Consider the following 21817-nt stretch of genomic DNA (forward strand, 5'->3'; position numbering starts at 1 on the left):
CCTTCAGCACTCGAAACAGATTGAGAGGCTTGTTTTGTCGACCCTGAAATACCGTGCCCTGATTTCACTCCTCTTGCTGACGCCGCTCGCCGCCGGCTGCACATCGGCGACGAAAAGCGATGCTGCCCAGAGCAATTTCACCTCGGTCACCAGCACCGACACGGCGATCGAGACCCTCGAGCGCGACCACGGCGCCCGCGCGGGTGTATTCGTCACCGACACCGGCACGGGGAAATCCTTCGGCCATCGCCAGGACGAGCGCTTCGGCTTCGACTCGACGTTCAAGGGCCTGGCCTGCGGCGCGCTGCTGCACGCGCACCCACTCGCCAGCGGATTCCTGGACCAGGTCATCCATTTCACCGCCGACGATGTGATCGGCGGCAGCGCCATCAGCAAGACCCGGGTCGACTCCGGCATGACGGTGCGCGAGCTCTGCCACGCGGCCATCACGATCAGCGACAATACGGCGGGCAACCAGGTGCTGAAGCTGATCGGCGGCCCGGAGGGTCTCAATACCTTCCTGCGGTCGATCGGCGATCAGGTCACCCACATGGATCGCTGGGAACCGGACCTGAACTCCAATATCCCAGGCGACCAACGCGATACCAGCACCCCCGCCGCCCTGGCCGCCGACTACCGCGCCCTGGTGCTGGGTGACGCGCTCGCCGCACCCGAGCGCGCCCAGCTCACCGACTGGCTGCTGGCCACCACCACCGGCAAGGATCGCATTCGGGCCGGAGTCCCCGCCGACTGGAAGACCGCCGACAAGACCGGCACCAGCGACGGCTACGGAGCGGCCAACGACGTCGCCATCACCTGGCCCGCAGGCAGTTCCGCACCGCTGGTCATCGCCGTCCTGACCGACAAACCGGAGCAGACCGCCACGCCGGACAGTTCGCTGGTCGCCGCCGTCACCAAGGCGGCCGTCGGGGCCGTCCGCTAGCCCGCGGGCCAGGCAGCCGGCGCGGGTCAGGGCTGCCGGGTCGAGCTGCCGCTGGCGAGGAAGGACGAATCGCCGTGCGGGTCGGTGCTGTTCATGATGGAGATCAGGTGCGTGCCGTCGCTGGCCATCGACCAGAACGACATGGTGACGGTGCCGCCGGGGGTTTGGCAGGTCTGGCCGGCGGGTGCGAGTTCGGCGGTGTTGCCGTGGGCGTCCAGGGTCCACGAACAGCCGTCGTCGGTGTGGGCGGTCAGCGGTCCGGCACTCGAATCGATCTGCACCACACCTGTTTTCGGCTGGTATCCCGGGGAGGTGAGGTTGTTCAGGTAGGCGAGATTCGTGGGGTCGTACGCCCAGGAGCCGGTGAACAACCGTGCCGCGTCACCCGGATCGGCGGCATCGGCTCTGGTCCGCTTGCCGTTGGCGAGTTCGAAATCGAAAGTGCCGTACGGGAGATAGCTGTTGGCGCGGATCACCTCCTGCTCACGCCCGTCGCGCACGGTGATGTGCCAGTAGAAGATGTTGTAGCCCGAGCCGATCACCGAGTTGAAGCAGTACTGGTCGGTGCTGCTCAGATCCAGGGCGTCGCCGTTCACCCGGAAGTGCCAGGTGCAGCCCTGATCGGTGTGGCCGGTAATGTCCCCATCCGCACTCCTCGCAAACTCCACCGTCCCGACCTGCGGAAACGTCAGCAGCCCGAGGCCGAACTGCCCGACCGAGGCGATATCGGTGGCATCCGCGCGGTTGGGCTGGTCGTAGTTCCAGACGCCGAGGTACCGGTCCGCATCGGCCGCCCGATCGGCGTGCGCGGCCGGCGTGCTCCAGGTCAGCATCATCCCGAACAGCGCCGCTACCGCGAGTTTTCCGTGCCGTGCACGAATCCTGTTGTGAGTCATGAATTCAAGACGGGATGCCCGCCCGGAAAGTTACCTCACACGTCCACGGTCGCCTCGATGCTCACGATCCGATCGCCCGCAATGGTCAGCACCAGCACGCCGAACAGCTCCCGATCCCGATAGGCCAGCAGGGCGGGCCGCCCGAACGCCGAATGCGTGACCAGCGTGACCCCGGGCCCCCAGAACGCGATCATATTGGCGGCCACCATCTCCGGCCCGCGGCTCGGCCGCGCCACGATCGGCGAGTCCGGCCGGAACGACGCGACACCCCAGACCTCCGGATCCAGCACTGCTAGCAATTCGTCCAGATCCCCACCGGCACAGGCGGCGATGAACCGCTCGGTCACCGCGCGGTGCTCGGCCGGGGCCACCGGTCCGTCGGGCCGCCGCGCCTCCGACATCTTGATGCGAGCCCGGCGCGCCAGCTGCCGGCAGGTGCCGACCGGACGCCCGACGGTGTCGGCGACCAGTTCGAACGGCACCGCGAACACATCGTGCAGGATCAGCACCACCCGCTCGGCGGGCGCGAGGCGCTGCAGCATGCGGTACAGCGCCAGCTGCACCTCCTCATCGAGGGTGATGCGGTCGACCGGGTCGAGAGGCACAGCGTGTGCGACCGGTGTCTCGGACTCCAGCTGCCCCGGATCCCCGGCCTGCTCGCGACGCGCTCGCGCACTGCGCAATTCGTCGAGACACAGGCGGCTGGTGACGACGGTCAGCCAGGCGCGCTCGTCGCTCACCTCACCGGGTCGCATGCGGGCCAGCCGGGTGAACGCCTCCTGCGCGGCGTCCTCGGCCGCGCCGATATCGCCCAGCAGCCGGAAGGCCAGGTCCACCACGTACGCGCGATGCCGCCGCCAGGCTCCGGTGAACGCGTCGTCCGGCCGGTCTTCGGTGCTCATACCCATATGACGGGACATGCACGCCGAAAGTTACCGGCCGCCGGAAACATTCAGCGGCGGTGACAGGGATGGGCCACCGCCGCTCGGTCGGCGCGCTGCTCGGTTGATGACGCGGTTCAGTTGGGGCGCGGTTCAGTTGGTGATGCGCCCGCCCGCCACATCGATGGTGATGCCGCTCAGATAGGACGAGGCATCCGAGGCCAGGAACAGCGCGGCCTGCGCCACATCGGCGGGCAATCCCAGGCGCCGCAGCGGATGCGACGCCGCCACCTGCTGCCGCACCGCCTCGGGCATGTGGGTGACGACCTTCTCGGTCAGAATCGACGACGGCGCAAGGGCATTCACGCGGATCCCCTGCGGCCCCAGCTCCGCGGCCAGGTGGCGGGTCAGCATGACGACCCCGGCATTGGCCACCCCGTAGGCGAGATTGGCCTGGCTGGGCTGGCGGCCCGCCGACGAGGCCATGGTGATGATGCTGCCCGAACCCTGGGCCAGCAGCATCGGCAGGAAAGCCTGCACGGTGAGGAACGCCGAGGTCAGATCCGAGTCCAGGACCCGCCGCCACAATTCCTCCGACAGCTCGGATGTCCGTGTGGGGTAACCCATTCCACCGGCGAAGACACCCAGGACGTCGACCCGGCCGAAGGCGCTGTCGACCTGCGTCCGCACGTCGGCGAGCGCGGCGGCGGAGGTGACATCCGCGACCGCGCCGATCGCGGTGCCGCCCGCGGCGGTGATGTCGCCGACGACCGCGTCGAGGGCCTGCTCGTCGCGGCCGACCACACACACCCGGACGCCCTGGGCGGCGAGCAGGCGGGCGGTCTCGGCCCCGATGCCGCGCGAGGCTCCGGTGAGGACGGCGGTCTTTCCGGCGAGGTCGGCGTAGGTGCTGAGCATGGGGGTGAGCCTTTCGATCAGGTTGGCGGGTTGATCGGTGAATCGGGTTGAGCGGCAGGTGAATCGGCAGGGGCGCCGGGCCGGTTCAGCGCCGGGACAGCACGACCGCCACGGCGATCAGCCAGAGCAGACCGCCGAAGCGGACGACCGGCAGCAGGAAGGCGAACCCGGAGACGATCAGCGCCAGCGTGGACAGCGCGGCCGCGGCGGCGACGGCCAATCCGCACCAGATCAGCCAGGTCGGCAGCTTCCGTTCCAGCAGCGCCGGAATCGCGATGCCGACGGCTAGCAGCCCGAAGCCGGCCGCGTAGGCCGGGCCGCCGGACAGGAAGCCCAGATCGGCGATCGCGCGGGCCAGTTCCGGTGCGGCGGCATCGTCCAGCCGCCCGCCGGCCCAGGAGAACAGGGCGCTGAAGGTGAGCCCGCCGGCGGCGAGCGCACCGCCGATGGTGGCGATGGACGGACCGCGCAGCACCCGTTGGATGAGCCCGGCGGCAATGGCCAGCGCCGCGGCGGACAACACCAGCAGCAGCGCTCCGGCATCGATGAGCCCGGCATGCGCGGTGGTGTAGGCCAGCACGTCCGCACCGCTCGCGTCCGGGTGCGGAGTGCGGGCATTGGTGGCGACGTAGGCGATGGTGAGCGCCGCGAACGCGGCGACGGGGGCGAGAACTGCGGGGTTGGTGCGAGCGATGGTGGTGCTCATCAGCGGTGATCCTCAATCTCGGGGCGAACCGTGCTGACCCAATAATGATTACGGACTGTAACGATTGTCAATCGTCTATTATTTTCCCACGCTACTATTGCGGCATGGATGCGAAAGAGGAGGTCGCGCCGCAGCGCGCCGTGACGGCCGTCGGGTTCCTGCTGGCCCAGATCGGCGCCTATGCGGCCAATCGATTCGCCGAGCGCACGGCCACCCTGGACCTGACGCCGGCGCAGGCCGGACTGCTCCGGATGCTCATCGTGCAGCCGGGCCGCAACCAGCGCGAGCTCGCCGACGAACTGGGCATGCCACCCAGCCGGTTCGTCCAATTCGCCGACAAGCTCGAGGAACGCGGAATCATCGAGCGCAAACGCAATCCCGACGATCGGCGGCAGCATGCGCTGTTCCTGACCGCGAAGGGACGAACCACCCTCGTCGAACTGGGCGCGGTCGCCCGCGAGGCCGAGGAGCACATGTGCCGGTCACTGACGCCGGAGGAACAAGCACAGCTGTCCGGGCTGCTGGTTCGCCTGGCCGCCGACCATGGACTGACCCCGGGCGTGCATCCGGGCTACAAGACGGAGTGACGCCCCGCGTGCCGTGGGATCGCTCAGATACGCTGCGGCACAGCGGTTGTCACGGGGTCAGCGCGTCGATGGTGGCGATCCGGCCCGCCATGACCTCGCGGAGCAGGTGCCGGAAGGTCGGGCATTCCGCGTGACTCGGGGCCGGGCAGGCGGCGGCGTGCCGCAGGCCGTCGCGCACCGCGGTCAATTGCGTGATGGTGCGGTCCAATTCGTCCGCCTTGCCGAGGAGCGCGGCACGGTCCACACGCAGGTCGCCCTGGGGACCGAAGGCGACGACAATGTCGTCGAGGGAGAAACCGGCGGTGCGGCCCAGCGCGATCAGGGCGGAGCTTGACCTCTAGCCGACTTGAATTGGGACAGTGTAGCTCTCCGGCCCGTCCACCGACGAAGGACAGCGACCATGACGACACCGCTCGACAATGACCAATCCGCCCGCTGGAACGGCGCTTCCGGCAATGCCTGGGTCGACGCCCAGGACCTCATCGCCCAGGTGATGCGACCGCTCCAGGACATCCTGGTGACACTGGCGCGCGACACCGCGGCCCGGGACGTCCTCGACGTCGGCTGCGGCACCGGCGGCACCACCCTCGCCCTCGCGCGGGAAACCGGCGCGCACTGCACCGGCGTCGACATCGCCGAACCGATGATCGCCGCCGCCCGCGCCAACGCCGAGCGAGCAGGCCTGCCCGTCGACTTCATTCGCGCCGACGCCCAGACCCAGCCCTTCGAAACCGCCGCCTACGACCTCATCACCTCCCGGTTCGGGGTGATGTTCTTCGCCGACCCGGTCGCCGCCTTCACCAACCTGCGCCGAGCCACCCGGCCCGGCGGCCGGCTCGGCTGCATCGTCTGGCGCGATCCGGAGGCGAATCCGTTCTTCACCGCGGCCGAGCGCGCCGCGGCGCCGCTGCTGTCGAATCTCGAGCCCCGAATCCCCGGTTCACCAGGCCAATTCGCCCTCGCCGATCACGATCACGTGGCCGGGATGCTGGCGGCGAGCGGCTGGGCCGATATCGACATCCGCCCGCTCGATGTCGACTGTGTCATGCCCGAACCTGCGCTCGTCGGTTACCTCTCGCGGCTGGGACCGGTCGGCCTGGCGCTGCTCGAGGTGGACGAAGCCACCCGGCAGCGGGTCATCGAGACCGTGCGGGCGGCCTTCGAACCCTTCGTGCACGGCGACGAGGCCCGCTTCACCGCCGCCTGCTGGCTGCTCGACGCCCGGGCTCGCTGACCGGTCGCGACAGCTCCCTGCCGGGGCCGGACCTCCGGAAACTGGCGGATCTCATCGCACTTCGCTGAGCAGCCACTGGTCGCGGGGTGTGCGGCGGCGCTCGCGGCGGCTGCCGACCCGGGCCCGCATGGTGTACCGCGCGGGCTTGCTCTCCGCGGTCAGCTGGTGCCAGCCGCTGCCGCCATTGATGTCGAACACGCCGATGTATCCGCCGGGCAGCAGCTGGAACGGCGCGGTGATGTGATTGCCGTAGTCGAACTGGGTGCTGCCCGCCTTGCGGAAGTTCTCGAACCAGGCGGGAAACACGAAGTCCGACACCTGGATTCCATTGATCGCGTACCCGTACTGGTCCGCCTCACAGGCATCGGCGACCTCGTAAGCGTAGATGCGTCCGGCGGTGGCGCTGGAGAACACGTAGGCGGCCAGGTTGATATCGGGGTCACCGAGCATCTCCAGCAGCTCGTGGCTGGCCGTGACCGTCCACTGCAGGTCGGCATCGATGTCGCTGCGCGCGAACACCTTTCCCATCGGCAGACCCTCATTCGTGAGGTCGTGATAGCCGAGCGCCCCGGCCTGATCGGAGTCGTCGGAGACCACCAGCCACCAGGCGCCGGCCGGAGGCTGCGCGCCGGTCGCCACGAAACTCAGGTCGGCGTCACTCCCCCACACCGGGGCCCAATCCCGGTGCACCTGCGTCTGCAATGCCGGGACCACGGCAGAAACCTGCGCGTCGGTCAGTACGGTACTGCGGTTCAACACGGCAATATGTATGGCAGACATAGCGATTCTCGAATTCCTCATCGGCGACTGTATTCGATCTTGGTGACTGTCATCATCGCGTGAAATCCACAGGGAGGCAGGCGGAAAGTGCGCATCATCGATCTTTCGGTACCGATTCGGTCCGGTATGCAGGTGTATCCCGGCGATCCGGAGGTCACCATCCGGCCCGCGCTCACCGTGGCCGCCGACGGGGTGAACGTGCTGCACCTCGATCTCGGGTCGCAGACGGGCACGCACGTGGACGCGCCGCGACATATCGACGACTCGCTGCCGGCGCTGGACGAGCTGCCGCTGGACCGGTTCACCGGTCCGGGCGTGGTCATCGACGCGCGGGCGGCCGGGGCGGGCGGGGTGATCGGGCGCGAGTACTTCGCGGACCGGGTGGCGGCGGGGCAGATCGTGCTCATCGCCACCGACTGGTCGCGGCACTGGGGCACCCACACGTACCTGAACCATCCGCATCTCACCGTGGAGGCGGCCGAGTATCTGATCGCAGCGGGCGTGCGGACGGTCGGAATCGACGCGCTCAGTGTCGACCCGACGCCCACCGAGGAGATCCCGGTGCACCGGATTCTGTGTGGGGCGAACGCGGTCATCGCCGAGAATCTGACCGGATTGAACGAGGTGCTCGCGGCGCAGCAGGCCGGGGAGCGGGTCGAGGTGTCGATGTTCCCGCTCAACCTGCCCGGTGCGGACGGCGCTCCGGTGCGGGCCGTGGCGCGTCTCGGCGGCTGAGACAGCGCGTCTCGGAGTGTGACAGAAACACCAGTGTGTCGCATTTTGCGGCGCGGGTCACGCGATCTTCGTACACTGCTCTGGACACCGGGGAGTCGGGGCCCCGACCCATGCTCGATCCGAAGGACTTCGCACGTGAACCGCTATGCCGTAACCACTTTGCTAGCCGTTGCGGCCATTCTGCCCGCCGCGCCCGCCGCGTCTGCGGAGATCGTTCTCACCGACGCCTCGCAGACCGCGACCACGCCCGGCACCACGACGACCACCCCGGGCACCACCACGCCGGGCACGACTACCACGCCGGGCACGACTACCGACCCGACCGCGGACAGCAACCCTATCGAGTCGGATGTCAATTTCGGGTCCTCCGCCATCAAGCTCGGCGGCGCGACCGGTTCGGCGACCACGGGCTCCTCGAAGGGCGGCTGCACCGTCGCCGGCAGCGCGGCGGCGCTCGCGGGCTACGCGGGACTGGGCTGCGGCAACCTCAATGGCGGCGGCGGCATCGGGCCGGGGACCATCGGCTGACCTCCCACCCCCGAGATCGAGCGCGTCCCAAGGGGCATCGGCGAACACGCTGATGCCCCTTCGGCGCGTCCGCGATCAGCGGCGGGCGTCGGGATCAGCGGCTGTCGTCGGCGTTGCCGGCCTTCCACTGCTCCCACGGAATGTTCCAGTCGCCCAGCCCGTCCAGGCCGGACAGCGTGCCGCCGACGGTGTTCTTGACGATGGTGATGTCGCCGCGCTTGACATTGTCGTACACCCACTTGGCGTCGGCCGGGCTCAGATTCAGACAGCCGTGGCTGGTGTTGACCGAGCCCTGTGCGCCCACCGACCACGGGGCCGAGTGGAAGAAGATGCCGGAGTAGGAGATCCGCGTCGCCCAGTCGATCGGGGTGCGATACCCGGCCGGCGAGTTCACCGGGACGCCGTAGGTGGAGGAATCCATGATGATCTTGTCGAACTTGTCGCCCACGATGTAGACGCCGTTGTCGGTGGGTGTGGAGTTCTTGCCCATCGAGGTCGGCATGGTCCTGATCACCTCGCCGTTGCGCTCGACGGTCACCATCTTGGTGTCGTCGTCGGCGGTGAAGACGGTGGCGTCGCCGACGGTGAAGCTGGAATGGATGTCACTGTCGCCGACCAGGCCGTTGCCGAGATCCCGGCCGTACGCGCTCACCGCGACGTCGACCTTGGTGCCCGGGGCCCAGAAGTTCTGCGGCCGCCAGCGCACCTCGCGATTGTTGACCCAGTAGAAAGCGCCCTCCACCGCGGGCGTGGTAGTGATCTTGATCGCCGCCTGGGCAGCCCGGCGATCCGGAATGTTCTCGTCGAACTGCACGGCCACCGGCTGGCCGATACCGACCACGTCGTCCTCCGCCGGCAACAGGTACGGATGGGTGCGGTTATTGGGCGAGATAGTGGTGAAACTCATAGTCGAATTGGTCGCGCCGCCAAGGCCGATCGCGTCGACGCTCAACCCGTAGGTGCGCCCGAACGCCAACTGCTCGGTCAGCCGCCACGAACGGCCATCCGCCGCCAGCTCACCCGGCACCGGCTTGCCGTCCGGGTTGGTCAGCGCCACGGTCGTGAGCCGGCCATCCTCCACCTTCAACGTCAGCTCCCCCGGCGACACCCCTCTGTCGCCGTCCTTCACCGGTGAGATCAGCTTCGGCTTCATGAGCTCGCCGATGGGATTGGAATCGATTGCCACCGTCGAGGATTGACCCTTACCTCCCGACGAGCACCCGACCAGCGCCAACGCCAGCACGGACACCACCACCCCGACACCCAGCAGCCCTCGCCGCCCCCGACCTTCACTCATCACAACCCCGCTTCACGTCTCGGTGCACAACCGGCCACCGCACAACTCCCGGCCCCGACCACGCCTGTTCGATCACCACGCCCACCCCAGCCGACCGAGACCCCCGACCTGGCAGTCACAACCACCCCGGCTTCCAACCAAGCGTCCCGCCCAAAGGGGCTTCGTCCGAAACATCCGTGATCACCCCCGCCGCGTTAACAACTCCCCAACCCTCCACAAACCCGCAGCTCAGACACCCGATTTCACTTTCCGTACTCCACCCTGTTAATGTTCTTCTCGCACCGCAGAGCGGCCCAAGCGAAAGCCCAAGCCCCCTGGGGAGTAACACGCGCCATTAGCTCAATTGGCAGAGCAGCTGACTCTTAATCAGCGGGTTCGGGGTTCGAGTCCCTGATGGCGCACCACGAAAAGCCCCTTCCAACAGCAGCAATGCTGAACGGGAGGGGCTTTTCTCGTTGGCACTGCACACTACGCTTCACACCAACCGCTCCGATCAGATGCTGTTGCGTCGAGCGCCGTTCGGGCCCAGAGGGTTCGGCGCGGAAGCAGACCACAACTGCCCGTTTCCATGGGGTCCGACGCATTGCACCAGCACCGCGACGCGCCGCTGAAACGGACGTGAAGGACACGCTGCCACGTTGGTCGCGCGGCTGGTTCGTTTGTCGACGGCTTATCGCCGCGCGAGGATCTCGTCGGGTTCCAGACCGCGGTCGATGCCGTGCGCGACGACCGCTTGGCCAGGTTCGAGTTGGAGGCGATCGCCGTCGAGGTAGACCTCGATCTTGTCGGGCTCGAACGACACCAACCCGCGTACGCGACCTACCTCCGGCCATGCATCCAGGTACGACCATGCGGCGCGCCTGTGCTCGCCGATGTCGTAGTAGCTGGCCAGGCCCTTGTAAGGGCAGAAGGTTTGACCATCCACGGGTGTCAGTTCCGTTTCGTCGACGTCCTCTCTCGGCACATACCAGCGGGGCGCGAATCCCGACTCGTACAGCACCACTGGTCGGCCGGCGTCGGCGATGGTGCGGTGCCCGTCGCGGACGACCAGATGTCGTGCTGTGGCGCGGATGTCGTTACGGTGATACGGGTCGGCGGCATGGCCGACGATCCGCTCGTCCTCTTCGTAAAAGGCGTCCATTGCACGCCAAGCGAAGGCCACGCGATAGCGCAACTCGCTCGCGTAGTCGGGCAACTCGATGTGCTGCCAGGCGGCCCGCTCGGCGCTGCGGTCTCCCGCCGTCACGGTGAACCAGGCCGTCGTGCCGAGATCGTGGTGCTGTGTTCGGCGATCCGTCTGCCGCAAGACACCATCTTCGACACCATCGAGCGGGAAGTAGGCCACCGGATAGTGACCCGGCTCGTGCAGCAGGACCACATCGTCACTTTCGGAGATCCACTCGTCACCGAACCGCACACGCATGCGGCGACGCAGTGGCTCTGCGAACAGCAGCCGCTCGGGTAGCGGCTGCTCGGTCAGGAACCGGCCGACCGATCTCGGTGAAAGTGGTCCCTGCTGCCATGACAGTCCCATAACTCAGCTCCCTCCACTCGGACGCGCTCGAAGTACTTCCGATGGGGCCGAGCAATCGGTCGCTCAACCGTTTCCGACGCCCTGATGGTCGTAGTGAGGTCCGCGAGCGACCCGCTCGACTCATCGCACTGTCCAGGCCCTGCCGGTATGGCTACCAGCGTAATCCGGCCGATTGTCGTCGACGCCGAGCGTTCGCGACAGCCTCGGACATGACGGTCCGCCGGAGTAGCTTGAATACAGCAACAACCGCGGAGACGAAACCCATGGCTTCTTTGCTCTCGGTCAACGTTGGTATGCCCAAAGATGTTGCCTGGCAAGGACGAACGGTCCACACCGGAATATTCAAGTCACCGGTCGGTGGTTCGGTGATGGTGCGCAAACTGAATATCGACGGTGATGGCCAGGGCGACCTCGACGGCCACGGTGGCGAACAGCGCGCTGTGCTCGTGTACCAAATCGACTCGATCCGGTATTGGCAGCACTACTTCGGGCACACCGGGTACGAGTTCGGCCAGTTCGGCGAAAACTTCACCGTGGCAGGGCTCAGCGACCAGGATGTGTGCATCGGCGACCGGTACCGGATCGGAGAGGCCGAGTTCGAAGTGACCCAACCCCGGGTCACCTGCTTTCGCGTCGGAATGCGGCTCGGCATACCGACATTGGCAGCACTGCTGGTCGCCCACCACCGGCCGGGCTTCTATTTCCGAGTGATCACCGAGGGGCGGGTTCAGGCCGGCGACCAGATCACCCGCACCCGCCGTGGCGGGCACCGGATGAGTGTCGCCGCGATCGATGCACTGCTTTATCTTCCCGACCGCGATCCGAACGACCTGGAGACGGCACTCGATATTCCGGCACTCAGCCCGGGCTGGCGGCAATCGTTCCGGGAGTTACTGACCAGCGAGCGCCCCGCCGCGCCGACCATCGGTGTCGAACCGAGCTGGAGCGGCTTCCGTGCGATGAAGGTTGTCGATATCGTCCGCGAAAGCTCGACCATAACTTCGGTGTACCTCGCGGCAGCTGACGGAGCCGGCCTGCCCAGCGCGCTGCCCGGCCAGTACCTCACACTCCGCTTCCCCGGTGCAGGTGACCCCGCGCCCGTCCGCAGCTACTCGTTGTCTTCGGCACCCGGCAGCGGCACCTACCGCATCAGTGTCAAACGTGAGGGACTGGTCAGCACTTACGTGCACACTCGACTGCACACCGGCACCATCATTCAGGTCGCTGCCCCTCGCGGTGACTTCGTGCTCACGGCGGGCACCGAACCCGTGCTGCTGGTATCCGCGGGCATCGGCGTCACGCCGGTACTCGCGATGCTGCACCAACTCGCCGCCCACCACAGCGACCGTGACGTGTGGTGGCTGCATACCGCGCGCAACAGCGACCAGCAGGCGTTCGCCGATGAGGCACACCAGTTGCTGCGATCACTACCCACCACCCACGAGCACGTATTCCACACTGCTCCGGCCGCTGGGATTCCGCCCCACCGATTGACCGCCGAAACGCTCGCCACCCTCGATCTGCCCTCGGCCGCCACGGCTTACATATGCGGGCCGCAACGCTTCATGGCCGATATCGGCGAAGCCCTAACCAAACTGGGGATCACACGCATCCACACCGAACTATTCGGGACACGGACACCGATCAACCCGGGGGTGACCACCGTGTCGAGCACCCCACCCCATCAACCACCAGGTACGCCAGGCACCGGGCCCTCGGTCACATTCGCCCGCAGTGGCCTGTCGACGCGCTGGCAGTTCGAAACGCGATCACTGCTCGAACTCGCCGAGGCCTGTGACGTGCCCACCCGGTGGTCATGCCGCACCGGCGTATGCCACACCTGCATCACCTCGCTCCTGGCCGGAGCCACCAGCTACCTACCGGACCCGCTGGAAGCCCCCGACAACGGTCAGATACTGATCTGCTGTGCCCGCCCGGACAGCGACATCGTGCTGGATCTGTGACAGCCCGACCGACTCGCAATTCTCCGCGCACCGACCATGACCCGGTTGCGCCTGACCGCCACGGTCATCGCCGTTGTTTCGCCTTGTCACTCTCGCCCGGGATCGGCAGCCAGTAGAAGCAAATGAAGGCGGCGATTACGGCGAGGCCGAGAACAGGAAGCAGGGCACCCAGCAGGACTCCGCTGCCGATCCAGGCCAGGGCGAGACGAAATCGCCAGCCGATCGCCCGCGCTCCAGCAGTATCGATGGTTGCGACCAGCAGCCGGTGGTCTCGACGCGCGTACTCCCGGATCGCATTGAACAGAACGGCTGCCAGCCACAGCACCACCCGATCGACACGACGGATCTGATCGGACATCACCGAGATGAATCGGTCCGAACCTGGCTGGCCGCCCACCGCAGCGGGTGCAGAAGACGAATTTCCTGCAGCTGGGGGCGTCGAGGCTGTCAAACCCAGCGAAGACGACCGCTGCCGCCGAGCGGGCTGGTTGCGTGCGTTGGATCGGCATGCGCAGCCACCGCTGCCCCTACGATCCCCGCGGTGTTCTGCAACGCGGCGGCCACCACCGGCGTGCGGTTCTTCAGCAACGGAATCCATTTGTCGCCCTTGCGGCTGACCCCGCCACCTGCGATGAACAGGTCGGGCGAGATCGCGTTTTCGATGGCGACCAGCACCTTCGTCACCTCCGGGGCCCACCGCTTGTAGCTCCAGGCGTGCCTTTCCTTGACCGACACGGCGCCCCGGCACTCGGCCTCCATTCCGCCGACCTCGATGTGACCGAATTCAGTGTTGGGCAACAACACCCCGTCATGGATCACCGCCGAACCGATGCCGGTGCCGAACGTCAGCAGCACAATGACGCCGTCCTTGTCCTTGCCGGCACCGAACTGGACTTCGGCCAATCCCGCCGCGTCGGCGTCATTGAGCAAGGTCACCGGCTGTCCGCCGAGTTCGGCGCTGATCACCTCCTGGGCGTTCACTCCGATCCAAGACTTGTCGAGGTGCGCGGCGGTACGGACTACGCCGCCACTGACCACGCCCGGATAGGTGACACCGAGCGGCGCGTCCCACTGGAAGTGCTTCACCACCTCGCGGATCGTATCGGCGAGAGCCTCCGGAGTAGCCGGCCGCGGGGTCGGGAGTTTGAAGCGGTCGCCGATCAGCCGCCCGGTGCCGAGATCGACGACGCCGCCCTTCACGCCGCTACCGCCCACGTCGATGCCGAAGCCCCAGAGATGCGGCCCAGCCTGGCTCGGCGTTTCGGCGACCGAAGCAGTGGTATCGGTCATGGATACTCCAGTACGTGGCGGCGGCCCGGGGTCGGCTCGTCCCACAGATTCCGGCCTGGTCATTACTGTGGGTTTCATCGGGTCCCCTGGTCACGAATCGAATATCGAGGCAGTGTTTTCGGGAGGCTGCCCGTATTCCAACAAAGGGCGCAAAGAGTTCATTCACAACGGCACTGCCCGCTTCGGGCACCCCGCTGAACGGACACGGCGCATGTCAGGGACATACCCCCAATATTGATTGTGCACATAACATCAAGCTTCTATTCTCTCCCCCGGACCGATATTCCTGCTACCTGCAAAAGCGGGCGACCCCGGCATAGGTGCGTGCACACCCATCTGCATGCTGCTGTGCTGGTAGGCGTGCACGGTGGCCTCGATGGTCTCGGGGTCGAGATCGGCGGTGAGGCGCGTAAAGCCGGCGTATGACTGGCTGTGCCCCTGTCATGCTTGCGATATGGCGGCAGGGGCGGTCGAAATGTTCGTGCGGCATCGGGCACGATTGCTCGGTCTGGCGTATCGAATGCTCGGTTCGGCGGCTGACGCCGAAGACATTCCGATGGCCTGCCACGGAATCGCCGCGGTCGAGGAGCAGTCGTGGACACGCCTGTGAACTCTGCCGATGTCATCGTGGTGGGTGGTGGCCCCACCGGCATGACGGCCGCCGGTGATCTCGCTCGCGCCGGACGGTCGGTGACCGTGCTGGAGCGATGGCCGCAGATCAACCCGGCCAGCCGGGCATTCGCGACCATGGCTCGCACCCTGGAGGTCCTCGACGCCCGCGGTCTGGCCGAGGATCTACTCGCACAGGGCAGCACTACACCGGCGGTGAACCTGTTCGCGGGCGCGAAGGTCGATCTGACTCATCTGCCCTCGCGGTACCGCTGCGGGCTGATCACGCCGCAGATCAATGTCGACCGGGCCCTGGCCCGCTATGCCGAAGCACAGGGAGCGGATATCCGCCGCGGTGTCGAGGTCGTCGGCCTGGTGCAGAATCGCGACGGTGTCACGGTGACGACCCAGCACAGGGACGCATCGGTGGACACCGAGACAACCCGTTGGCGCGCACCGTATCTGGTGGCCGCCGACGGTGCCCACAGCACCATCCGAACCCTGCTCGGGGTGGAATTCGCGGGCAAGTCGGTGTTGTCCTCGGTGGTGCTGGCCGATGTGCTGCTCACCAATGGACCAGCCGGTGTGGCTTTGACGCTCGGCGACACTCGCGACTGCTTCGGATTCCTCGTCCCCTACGGCGACGGTTCCGGCTCCCGCTGGTACCGGTCGATGACCTGGGATCGCCGCAACCAGCTGCCGGACTCCGAGCCGGTGGACGAGCGCGAGGTGGAGGACGTGCTCACGCGGGCGATGGGACGTGATGTCGGCGTGGCCGAGATCAGCTGGCGTTCCCGCTTCCACTGCGATGAGCGCCAGATCCACGAATACCGTTCCGGACGTGTGTTTTTCGCAGGCGACGCCGCACACGTGCACTCCCCGATGGGCGGGCAGGGCATGAACACCGGCATCCAGGATGCCGCCAATCTCGCTTGGAAACTGGACGCCGTCCTCGGCGGCGCGAACGACGCGGTGCTCGACACCTACCACGCCGAACGCCACCCTATCGGCCGCCGTGTCCTGCGACAGAGCGGCGCGATGATGCGCGCGGTCACGGTGAAACCGCGCGTCGCGCGCTGGATGCGGGACCGCATCGCCCCGAAAGTGCTCGGCTTCGGCCCGATCTCGGACGCGATCGCGGGCAGCTTCGCCGGAGTTACCCTGCGCTACCCGTCCGGCCGCGGCCAGTCTCCGTTGGTCGGAACCCGCGCCACGGAGACTCCCCTGCGGGGGGACCGGCTCACCGTGCTACAGCGCACACCCGGTTTCGTCCTCATCCGGGAACGCAGCACCGCCCCCGTCGCAACGAATCTCACCCAAGCCGAACGTACCGACACCGGCCCCGCCCTGCTGGTGCGTCCCGACGGCTACATCGCCTGGGCCGGACGCACCGCCGCCGACCACGGCTGGCGCGACACCCTAGCCTTCTGGACCCAAAAGAGTTGAGCCCGTGGTCATGCTCAGACGTGCTGCCAGTCCTCGAGGCGGAGGTGGCGGCGGTCGCGGCGGAGGGTCCAGGTGCCGCCCGGGTAGGTGAGGGTGTTGGTGCCTTCGGGGTCTATGAAGTAGCTGGTGCAACCGCCGGTGGACCAGATTCGGGTGCTGAGGAGAGTGCGGGCTCGGGATACCCAGGCGCGTTCGGCGGATTGCGCAGGGGTGTAGCGGGTGACGGCGTGGGTGTGCATATGGCTGATGGTGCGCGCTATGAGGCGGGCGGTGGGTTCGATGGCCAGGAATTGGGAGGTGTGGGGCAGGGCGGTGTTGGGGCCGGTGACGGCGAAGAGGTTGGGGAGGCCGGCGAAGGCTATGCCGCGGTAGGCCGTGAAGCCGTCCTCGGTGAATTTCTTTCGAGTGGACGTGGTTTCGGTGCGGAAGTCGGGGAAGCGGGCAATGGAGTCCTGGACGTGGAAGCCGGTGGCCCACACGATGGCGTCGACTTCGTGGTGGGCGCCGTCGGCGGTGCGCAGGCCGGCGGGGGTGATCTCGATGATCTTCTCGGTGACGAGGTCGACGGTGGGCCGGGCGAAGGCGGCGTAGTACTCGTCGGACACCATCGGGCGCTTGCAGCCGAAGCGGTAGTCGGGGACCAGCTTTCGGCGCACCTCGGGATCGGGAACCTGATGCCGCAAGGCGGCCAGGCAGATTCGCTCGTAGAGTCGCACCAGGCGGGGATGGAACTCGGCGAAGTGCAGCGCCTCCAGAAAGGCGAAGACGAAGCCGCGGGCGGCGAGTCGCAGCGGTGGGATGTGGCGGAACAGGGTCCGGACCGCCGGCGGGATGGGGCGATCGCCGCGGGGCAGCACCCAGGCGGCGGTGCGCTGGAAGGACACCACCCCTCCGGCGGTGCGCGCCAGGGCGGGCACGATCTGCACGGCGCTCGCGCCCGCACCGACCACGGCGATGCGTTTGCCGGCGGGCTCGAAGTCCCGATCCCAGGCGCTCGAATGCATTTGCGCACCGGTGAATTCGGTGCGGCCCGGGATGTCGGGGATGGCGGCGGTGTGCAGTGAGAAGTACCCCATGACGACGGCACGCGCCCGCACCGTCCGGCCGTCGCTCAGGCGGATCACCCATTCCGCGGTGGCTTCGTCGAAATCCGCCTCGGCCACTTCAATGTTCAGCTGCACGTGCCGTCGCAGATCGAAGCGATCCACCACCGACTCGGTGTATGCGCGCAGCTCGGGCTGGGGCGCGTAGAGGCGCGTCCACTCCGTATTCGGTGCGAACGAATACGAATACAGCACCGAGGGCACATCGACCGCGCATCCGGGATAGACATTGTCCCGCCAGGTGCCACCGATGGCATCGGCCCGCTCCAGCAGGACGAAGTTGTCCATGCCGAGACGGCGGAGATTGATCGCCACAGCCAGACCGCTGAAACCGGTGCCGATGATAGCAACGTCGTAACGGTCGGGGCCGGAGGAGGACTCGGACATGCGGGCACCTCGGTTCGTGAATGAGAAGTAGTGATGGGCGGCGAATCGTCAGGCGGAGACGGCCGCGACTTCGGCCGGCGCGGCACCGCCTTCGCGGAGTCCGAATCGGGTGTGCAAGCGGCGCAGTGGTCGCGGAGCCCACCAGGTCCAGCGTCCGCCCAGGCGCAGCGTCGCCGGGAGCAGGAATCCGCGCACCACGGTGGCGTCGGCCAGCACCGCCAGCGGCAGCCCGATGCCGAAGGCCTTCATGAAGGTGATGTCGGAGGCGAGGAAGCCCAGGAACACGATGGAAATGAGGACCGCGGCCGCGGTGACGATGCGGCCGATCCGCTCCAGCCCGATCGCGACCGAGGCCGTTGCGTCCCCGGTGTTCTCGTACTCCTCACGGATGCGGGCCAGCAGGAAGACCTGATAGTCCATGGCCAGCCCGAAGGCGACGGCGAACAGCATGACCGGCACCACCGCCGACAGGTCGCCCGTGGGGGTGAACCCGAGCAGCCCGGACAGCCTGCCCTCCTGGAAGATCCACACCAGTGCGCCGAAGGTGGCGGTCAGGCTCAGCGCGCTCAGGATCAGCGCCAGCACCGGCACCAGCACGCTGCCGGTCAGCAGGAACAGCAGCAGCGCCATGGCGATCACCACGAAGCCGAGCGCGAAGGGCGCTCGCGCGGTCAGGGCGTGGATGGCGTCCATATTGGCCGCGTCCACCCCGCCGACCAGCGCCCGCGACGGTGCGGGGGTGGCGCGGACAGCGCGGATGACGGCGTCCACCGTCCGCGGGTCCGTGGTGGCGGGCACCACGGAAAGGTAAGCGGCATCGCCGGTTTCGAACCGGTGATGGGCGGGGGTGGCGGGTATCGCGAGCGCGCCCCTGATGTAGCTGCCCGTCGCGGTATCCACGCGTGCGACATCGTCGAGCGACGACAGCGCCACGGCGTACTCGGCGACCCCGGTCCCGCTGTCCGGCAGCACCACGAACAGTCCGCTGAGTTCTGCCGCATCGAAATCGCGCTGTACGGTCTCGGCCACCTGCCGCGCGGACGACCCCGCCGGCATGGACCGATAGTCGGGAAAGCCGGGGTGGAAACGCAGGAACGGCAGCCCCAGGGCGAGCAGCAACGCCACCGTGACGGTGGCGACCGGAATCGGCCGCCGCATGACCATTGTCGCGAGCCGATGCCAGAAGCCCTGGTCCAGCGCGCGGGAGTCGCTGCCGGACAACCGTTTCCGGCCGATCCGGAACCTGTCGATGCGATCGCCCGCCACCAGCAGAATCGCCGGCAAGACCGTCAGCGAGACCACGGCGGCGGTGAGCGCCACGGCGATCCCGGCATACCCGATCGAGCGCACCGCCAGCAGCGGGAAGATCAGCATGGACGACAGCGCGACGGCCACGGTCAGCGCGGAGAAGGCCACGGTCCGCCCCGCGGACCCCATGGTCGTGATCAGCGCCGCGCGCGGATCGGCGGCCGTGGCGAGCTCCTCGCGATACCGATTGACGATCAGCAGGCTGTAGTCGATCGCCAGGCCCAGCCCGAGCAGTGAGGCCACATTGGTTGCGGTGGAAGACAATTCGGTGAACTCGGCCAGCAGCCAGAGCACACCCATGGTGAGCATGGTGGTGACGGTTCCGGTGATGAGCGGTAGTGCCGCGCCCACCACGGTCCCGAAGACCACGAGCAGCGCGATCAGGGTCAGCGGAAACGCCACGGCCTCACCGGCGGCCACGTCCTGCTGCCCCTGCTGCACGGTTTCGTGCATCATCATGGCGTACCCGCCGACCCGGACCTCGATCCCATCGTGCGTACCGCCGAATTCCGGTGCCAGATCGGCGATCCGGTGGTCGATCCGCATCTCATCGCCCATGATCGTCGCGACGATGAGGCCCTGACGGCCGGTCTTGTCGCGCAGCGCGGGCAAGTGCCCCGAGGTCCAGTACGACATCACCCCGGAGACATCGGACTCGGCCTGCAGACGCCGCACAAGTTCCGTTGCGGCATACGTGGATTCGGCATCATCGATGGTCCGGCCGGCGTCCACGAGCAACACCAGGTTCGGCGCGCCCTGCCCGAAGTGGTCCCGCAGCGCATCGGCGGCGGTGCTGGATTCCGCACTCGGGTCGAAGTATCCGCCACCCTGCAGCTTGCCGAACAGTGTGGTGCTCGCCAGTCCGGCCAGCACCGCCAGCACCCCGGCGACGACCAGCACCGCACGATGCCTGCGCACTACGAATCGCACCACGGTCAGCGCGCCTCCGCCCGCATGAGCAGCTTCTCCGGATGCACCAGCGCGCCGATCACGGTCTCCCGCACCGGAATACCCGGCACCGGCCGCAGCCGCCAGCGGGCGCAGATGGTCGCCACCTGCAGGGCGATCTCAGTGAGCGCGAACACGTTTCCGGGGCACTGCCGGGCGCCCATGCCGAACGGGATGTGCGCGCCCTTGGACATGTCCGCCATCCGCTCGGGCAGCCACCGGTCCGGATCGAAACGCTGCGGATCGGGATGCACGACGGGATCTCGGTGCACTGCCACCGGACAGACGAAAAGCATACTGCCACCCGGGATTTCGATATCTCCGAGGGTGTACGGGGCGGGCACGTGCCGGACCGTCAGCCACGGCGAGTACTTGCGCAACGTCTCGAGCACAATGCGCTTGGTGATCTCGAGCTCGGCCAGGTCGCCGAACTCCGCGGCCCGCGGGTCCCCCTGCGTGCGCAACACGGCGTCCACCTCGGCGTGCAGCGCGGCCTCCACCTCGGGATTCTGGCCGAGCTCGTGGAACACCCAGGCCAGCGTCACCCCGATGGCCTCGGTGCCGCCGACCAGGAAGTTGATCAGCTCGTCGTGCACCTGGGAGTCGGTGAGCGCACCCCCGGATTCGTCGCGGGCCTTGAGCAGCGTGTCGAGCAGATCACCGTGATCGAGGTCCGGATCCGCGGCGAGTTCGGCGCGGTACGCGGCGATAATGGTGCCGGTGGCCGCCTTCATCTCCACCACCAGGCGGTCGAACCGGCGATTGCCGGGCAGCGGCAGCCGGTCGATCCAGGCGGGCCGGGTGACGCGCCGGGAGAGCAGGGTCATGACCGGCGGCAACAGGCGGTGGATGTGTTCGGCTGTCTCGGAACCGAGTTCGCCGTTGAACAGCGATCCGGCCACGGTGCGCAGCGCCAGGTCGTGCATCTGCTCGTTGACCGCGAGGAAATCACCGTTGCGCCAGGACGCGGCGCGCTCCGCCCCGAGCCGTGTCATGACCGCCGCGTAGCGCGCGATCCGCGATTTCGCGAAGGCGGGTGCGATCATGCGCCGTTCGCGCCGATGCCGCTGGCCCTGGAGCACGGTGACGCCCTCACCGAGCAGCGCCTCGGCGCGTTCGATCATCAGCCCCTGGTCCGACAGCGCCACGAACGCCTCGCGGACCAGCTCGGGATCGGTGACGACATAGGTGTCGTAGCCGGGAATCCGCACGCGCACAACCGGTCCCACCGACGAGAGCGTGGACAGGAATCGGTAGGGCCGGCGGCCGAACCGCGGCCAGTGGCCGAGCAGCGGGACCGCGCCGGGCGCGATGGGCGCCGCGCGATGCGCGATCGGCGTAACGGTGGCGGTGGATGTCATCGCGAAGGTGCTCCAAATCTGGCGGGCCGGATCGCGCGACGACGCGCGGACTCTTGGTAATTGCGGGCGATGGCCCGACTGTCGATTGCCGGTAGGGTGCCGGTCTCGGCCAGAGTAACCAGGAATTCCATGCTGTCGCAACCGGACTTTCGTCTTTGTCTCCGGAGCCAAAATCCATTGTCGCTATTGGTTTTCCGGGAGCAGTGGCATTCGATATGACACCGCCTCCGGGTGATGTCTGTCGCTCTCGGGACCGAGTCTCCTTGACACCGTATGGCGCTCGTCTCTAGCGTCCGTGGAATCCGAACCGAGCCACTGTTCGCCTCGTTCGATTCACATGGACGGCCCACTCGCCAGTTCCA

21 protein-coding genes and 1 tRNA gene are annotated in these 21817 nt (G+C 67.5%); 9 read left to right on the forward strand and 13 right to left on the reverse strand.

The genetic code is table 11. The features are described 5' to 3' along the window. The first annotated feature begins 34 nt into the window (after positions 1-34). Positions 35-943 carry a class A beta-lactamase gene (gene bla, locus ACFXHE_RS33895; protein ID WP_379388752.1) on the forward strand — a complete coding sequence of 303 codons (909 nt, stop codon included), beginning with the start codon at positions 35-37 and terminating at the stop codon, positions 941-943. 26 nt (positions 944-969) lie between these two features. Here bla and ACFXHE_RS33900 read toward each other — a convergent pair whose 3' ends face one another. From ACFXHE_RS33900 to ACFXHE_RS33915, 4 genes are all read right to left on the reverse strand, one after another. After that, positions 970-1839, reverse strand: a complete 870-nt coding sequence (locus tag ACFXHE_RS33900) for a hypothetical protein (RefSeq protein ID WP_379388753.1) — start codon at positions 1837-1839, stop codon at positions 970-972. A gap of 35 nt (positions 1840-1874) precedes the next feature. After that, a complete protein-coding gene (sigI, locus tag ACFXHE_RS33905) occupies positions 1875-2741 on the reverse strand; it encodes an RNA polymerase sigma factor SigI (RefSeq protein ID WP_379388754.1) in 867 nt (288 codons plus the stop codon). Between the two features lie 132 nt (positions 2742-2873). Then, complete coding sequence (locus ACFXHE_RS33910; RefSeq protein ID WP_379388755.1) at positions 2874-3638, reverse strand: SDR family NAD(P)-dependent oxidoreductase; 765 nt, start codon at positions 3636-3638, stop codon at positions 2874-2876. 85 nt (positions 3639-3723) lie between these two features. Next, positions 3724-4344, reverse strand: coding sequence for a DUF4386 domain-containing protein (locus tag ACFXHE_RS33915; RefSeq protein ID WP_379388756.1), 621 nt, complete (start codon positions 4342-4344; stop codon positions 3724-3726). 104 nt (positions 4345-4448) lie between these two features. On the opposite strand from ACFXHE_RS33915, the gene ACFXHE_RS33920 reads away from it, so the two are divergent. Then, the gene (locus ACFXHE_RS33920; RefSeq protein ID WP_379388757.1) at positions 4449-4931 is read left to right on the forward strand and encodes a MarR family winged helix-turn-helix transcriptional regulator; all 483 of its coding nucleotides are present in this window, start codon (positions 4449-4451) and stop codon (positions 4929-4931) included. A 49-nt stretch (positions 4932-4980) separates the two neighbouring features. Here ACFXHE_RS33920 and ACFXHE_RS33925 read toward each other — a convergent pair whose 3' ends face one another. After that, positions 4981-5253, reverse strand: coding sequence for a MerR family DNA-binding protein (locus ACFXHE_RS33925; protein WP_379388827.1), 273 nt, complete (start codon positions 5251-5253; stop codon positions 4981-4983). 78 nt (positions 5254-5331) lie between these two features. Here ACFXHE_RS33925 and ACFXHE_RS33930 point away from each other — a divergent pair, with 78 nt between their 5' ends. Next, the gene (locus tag ACFXHE_RS33930) at positions 5332-6165 is read left to right on the forward strand and encodes a class I SAM-dependent methyltransferase (protein ID WP_379388758.1); all 834 of its coding nucleotides are present in this window, start codon (positions 5332-5334) and stop codon (positions 6163-6165) included. A gap of 51 nt (positions 6166-6216) precedes the next feature. Here the strand turns inward: ACFXHE_RS33930 and ACFXHE_RS33935 are convergent, their stop codons facing one another. After that, positions 6217-6921 (reverse strand): hypothetical protein, encoded by a 705-nt coding sequence (locus tag ACFXHE_RS33935; protein WP_379388759.1) that lies wholly within the window; start codon positions 6919-6921, stop codon positions 6217-6219. Between the two features lie 111 nt (positions 6922-7032). On the opposite strand from ACFXHE_RS33935, the gene ACFXHE_RS33940 reads away from it, so the two are divergent. Beyond that, positions 7033-7680: a cyclase family protein gene (locus tag ACFXHE_RS33940; RefSeq protein ID WP_379388760.1), complete on the forward strand. Its 648-nt coding sequence runs from the start codon at positions 7033-7035 to the stop codon at positions 7678-7680. 135 nt (positions 7681-7815) lie between these two features. Then, positions 7816-8208 carry a hypothetical protein gene (locus tag ACFXHE_RS33945; protein ID WP_379388761.1) on the forward strand — a complete coding sequence of 131 codons (393 nt, stop codon included), beginning with the start codon at positions 7816-7818 and terminating at the stop codon, positions 8206-8208. A 94-nt stretch (positions 8209-8302) separates the two neighbouring features. Here the strand turns inward: ACFXHE_RS33945 and ACFXHE_RS33950 are convergent, their stop codons facing one another. Further along, complete coding sequence (locus ACFXHE_RS33950) at positions 8303-9505, reverse strand: Ig-like domain-containing protein (protein WP_379388762.1); 1203 nt, start codon at positions 9503-9505, stop codon at positions 8303-8305. Between the two features lie 328 nt (positions 9506-9833). Between ACFXHE_RS33950 and ACFXHE_RS33955 the strand changes: the two genes are divergently transcribed. Next, positions 9834-9909 (forward strand) — tRNA-Lys (locus tag ACFXHE_RS33955). A gap of 266 nt (positions 9910-10175) precedes the next feature. Here ACFXHE_RS33955 and ACFXHE_RS33960 read toward each other — a convergent pair. Further along, positions 10176-11039, reverse strand: coding sequence for a DUF427 domain-containing protein (locus ACFXHE_RS33960; RefSeq protein WP_379388763.1), 864 nt, complete (start codon positions 11037-11039; stop codon positions 10176-10178). A gap of 263 nt (positions 11040-11302) precedes the next feature. Between ACFXHE_RS33960 and ACFXHE_RS33965 the strand changes: the two genes are divergently transcribed. Then, positions 11303-13003 carry an MOSC domain-containing protein gene (locus ACFXHE_RS33965; RefSeq protein WP_379388828.1) on the forward strand — a complete coding sequence of 567 codons (1701 nt, stop codon included), beginning with the start codon at positions 11303-11305 and terminating at the stop codon, positions 13001-13003. Between the two features lie 64 nt (positions 13004-13067). Here ACFXHE_RS33965 and ACFXHE_RS33970 read toward each other — a convergent pair whose 3' ends face one another. Both ACFXHE_RS33970 and ppgK read right to left on the reverse strand, forming a co-directional pair. After that, positions 13068-13331: a hypothetical protein gene (locus tag ACFXHE_RS33970; RefSeq protein WP_379388764.1), complete on the reverse strand. Its 264-nt coding sequence runs from the start codon at positions 13329-13331 to the stop codon at positions 13068-13070. A gap of 119 nt (positions 13332-13450) precedes the next feature. Next, entirely contained in the window at positions 13451-14293 is an 843-nt protein-coding gene (ppgK, locus tag ACFXHE_RS33975) for a polyphosphate--glucose phosphotransferase (RefSeq protein ID WP_379388765.1), read from the reverse strand. Positions 14294-14747: 454 nt separating this feature from the next. On the opposite strand from ppgK, the gene ACFXHE_RS33980 reads away from it, so the two are divergent. After that, positions 14748-14903, forward strand: coding sequence for a hypothetical protein (locus tag ACFXHE_RS33980; RefSeq protein ID WP_379388766.1), 156 nt, complete (start codon positions 14748-14750; stop codon positions 14901-14903). Continuing rightward, entirely contained in the window at positions 14888-16348 is a 1461-nt protein-coding gene (locus ACFXHE_RS33985; RefSeq protein ID WP_379388767.1) for an FAD-dependent oxidoreductase, read from the forward strand. The genes ACFXHE_RS33980 and ACFXHE_RS33985 overlap by 16 nt, the downstream gene beginning before the upstream one ends. 14 nt (positions 16349-16362) lie before the next feature. Here ACFXHE_RS33985 and ACFXHE_RS33990 read toward each other — a convergent pair whose 3' ends face one another. Genes ACFXHE_RS33990 through ACFXHE_RS34000 form a run of 3 tightly spaced genes read right to left on the reverse strand, consistent with a single transcriptional unit; the run spans position 16363 to position 21455 of the window. Continuing rightward, a complete protein-coding gene (locus ACFXHE_RS33990; RefSeq protein WP_379388768.1) occupies positions 16363-17838 on the reverse strand; it encodes a flavin-containing monooxygenase in 1476 nt (491 codons plus the stop codon). 48 nt (positions 17839-17886) lie between these two features. Next, entirely contained in the window at positions 17887-20079 is a 2193-nt protein-coding gene (locus ACFXHE_RS33995; RefSeq protein ID WP_379388769.1) for an MMPL family transporter, read from the reverse strand. Positions 20080-20081: 2 nt separating this feature from the next. After that, the gene (locus tag ACFXHE_RS34000; RefSeq protein ID WP_379388770.1) at positions 20082-21455 is read right to left on the reverse strand and encodes a cytochrome P450; all 1374 of its coding nucleotides are present in this window, start codon (positions 21453-21455) and stop codon (positions 20082-20084) included. Between the last annotated feature and the right edge of the window lie 362 nt (positions 21456-21817).

The sequence above is a fragment of the Nocardia sp. NPDC059229 genome (assembly GCF_042754165.1).
Taxonomy (GTDB): Bacteria; Actinomycetota; Actinomycetes; order Mycobacteriales; family Mycobacteriaceae; genus Nocardia.